The 2,534-nt window shown below is 38.0% G+C and carries 2 protein-coding genes and 1 pseudogene; all 3 read right to left on the minus strand.

The window, feature by feature from the left end:
• Positions 1-86 precede the first annotated feature (86 nt).
• Positions 87-1,109, minus strand: a complete 1,023-nt coding sequence (locus ACO1O5_RS10155; protein ID WP_486269844.1) for a GHMP family kinase ATP-binding protein — start codon at positions 1,107-1,109, stop codon at positions 87-89.
• Positions 1,110-1,157: 48 nt separating this feature from the next.
• Positions 1,158-2,303 carry a glycosyltransferase gene (locus tag ACO1O5_RS10160; protein WP_486269846.1) on the minus strand — a complete coding sequence of 382 codons (1,146 nt, stop codon included), beginning with the start codon at positions 2,301-2,303 and terminating at the stop codon, positions 1,158-1,160.
• Positions 2,304-2,350: 47 nt separating this feature from the next.
• A pseudogene (locus ACO1O5_RS10165) lies at positions 2,351-2,534 on the minus strand (glycosyltransferase); the annotation flags it as partial.

Below are 2,534 nucleotides of genomic sequence, written 5' to 3' on the forward strand. Positions count from 1 at the left end.
AGCAATTTATCATCAGCCAGAATTAACTGTTTTACATCAATTGACGATTGAATAATATTTTTTATTTTGTCCATTTAATTATTTGTTTAAGCGCACCAGGTTGTTAAGCCGAATTTGGTGAACGTATAATTCTTTACTTCCCCGCCAAATTTATTTAATTCTTCTATAACGGCATGATGGGTATTTCCCGGGCAATAAAATATCATAAATCCACCGCCGCCTGCGCCACTTATTTTACCACCTGTCGCACCTGCTTTTTTTGCTGCTTTATATATTTCTTCAATACGACTATTACTGATATTATTTGCCATCTTTCGTTTCTGCTGAAACCCAAAATCAAGAATTTCGCCAAATTCGTTCAGCTTTCCTTTTAACAATGCCTCCTTCATCATGCGGGCTTGTTCTTTCAACTGGTGCATGGCTTCAATACTTTTTTCATTCTTGCTATTTACATTTTTCACCTGCTCCTTAATGATGGCCGCGCTTTCGCGGCTGTTAGCCGTAAAGTATAAAACCAAATTATTTTCAAGCTCGTGCAAATATTGCGACTTAATGCGCAATGGATTTACGATTACTTTATCACCTTCATAAAATTCCATAAAGTTTACACCGCCAAACATAGCAGCATATTGATCCTGTTTTCCGCCGGCCAATTGTAAATCTTCTCTTTCTATCTGGTAAGCGAGATGAGCAATGTCATAATCTCCTAACGGGAGTTTCAGCATTTCAACAAAGGCGCCAATGATAGCAACTACCAAAGTTGATGAAGTACCAAGGCCGGAGCCAGCAGGTGCATCAACAAAAGTGGATAGACGAAAACCTGATACGGGCAATCCAAAATCTTTTTGAATACGGTTGTAAACGCCCTTTAATAAATCTAACGTTCCATCAATTGGTAAAGAGGTCGCAAATGTGAAGCGCTGTTCTTCTTTCCGGTCAAGCGCCTCAACTATAATAACATTTTCATCGAGTGGTTCTATGTTGGCATAAGCAAAAAGAGAAACGGTTGCGTTTAATATGGCGCCGCCAAATTGATCACTGTAGGGGCTTACGTCTGTACCACCACCGGCAAGGCCTATACGCAAAGGAGCTTTACTTCTGTAAATCATTTTTAATTCTAAATTTTAGAAAAATATTGAAACTCTCAAATAATTTAGTTATTGAAGAATTTCGGTTATAGCTTTCACTAAATTGTCCCAGCCATATTTTTTCTTTTCTTCACGAAGGTGAGGTAAAAAAAATTCTTCTCCCAAATCAAAGTATTCTTTAACTTTTTCTGCTATGCTTTCAGCATTTGGTTCGGCAACCAAACCCACTATTTTATCCGGAACTAAAGATGGAAGGCCTCCCACATTTGTAACGATCATTGGTATTTCGAAGTGATAAGCGAGAGGCGTTACGCCGCTCTGCGTGGCGTTCCTGTAGGGCTGCACGACGCAATCCGCAGCGCATAAGTAGTACTTAACCATGCTGTCCGGAATAAATTCAGTATGGATAATGAGATTGTTTTTAATAGTACCGTCTTTTAATAATTCGCTATAGTTAGCAGCATCTTCATAAAACTCACCTGCTATTAATAGTTTAATGTTTTGCACAGAAGGAATTTGTTTTATTAATTTCATTGCCCGCAGTAACACATCAAGTCCCTTATACTTTCTGATAAATCCAAAAAATAAAATTACCCTTGCGCCTGTATCAATATCGAGTTTTTTCCTCGCTTCTTCTTTACTGATTTTTTCACCAAAATTATCATACAACGGATGCGGAACAAATCGGGCTGGTTTCGCTTTCGCAAATTGATGTAAATCCTGCAGGACTTTTTCGCTCATGGTAATAAAACCATCAACCGGCTTCAAAAAATATTTTGTAAAAAGTTTATCGCCGGGACGCTTTTCGTGTGGGAAGACATTGTCGGCAATACAAACAACTTTTGTGTGGCGATTTTTTTTTACTCTTCTTAAAATGGTGCCGAGACACGGTCCCATAAACGGAAGCCAGTATCTTACTATAATGATATCGGGCTTTAATTTTTTTAATTCATTGCCCACAAAGATCCAGTTGAGCGGATTAACTGAATTAATTTTAATTTTAATGGAAATACCCTTCGGGGCTGGTTCATTGGAATATTGTGTGGTACCAGGGAAAAGAAAGGACGGATATTGATATGAAAATGTGTAGATGGCAGTATTATAACCGTTATCCATAAACGCTTTTGCGAGCCTTTCATCATAGGAAGCGAGACCACCTCTGAGCGGGTGGGCAGGTCCTATAATGACAACGGATTTTTCAATTTCGACTGACAATATAAAAAAGGAATTTTAATAATGAAATCGGGCCATAGAATAGTTGCTTAGTTAATTCTATCTTCTATCAAATAATGGTTTCTTTCTGCGCCATTTCTTGAAACCAGTTCGCCCAAAAAACCTGCAAGAAAAAGTTGAGATCCAATTATCATAACAAGTATGGCAACGAAGAATAAAGGCCTTTGGGTCATACCTGTCTGGTCAAAAAAGAATTTAGATATGGTGAGATAT

The sequence above is a fragment of the Ginsengibacter sp. genome, from assembly GCF_057362405.1.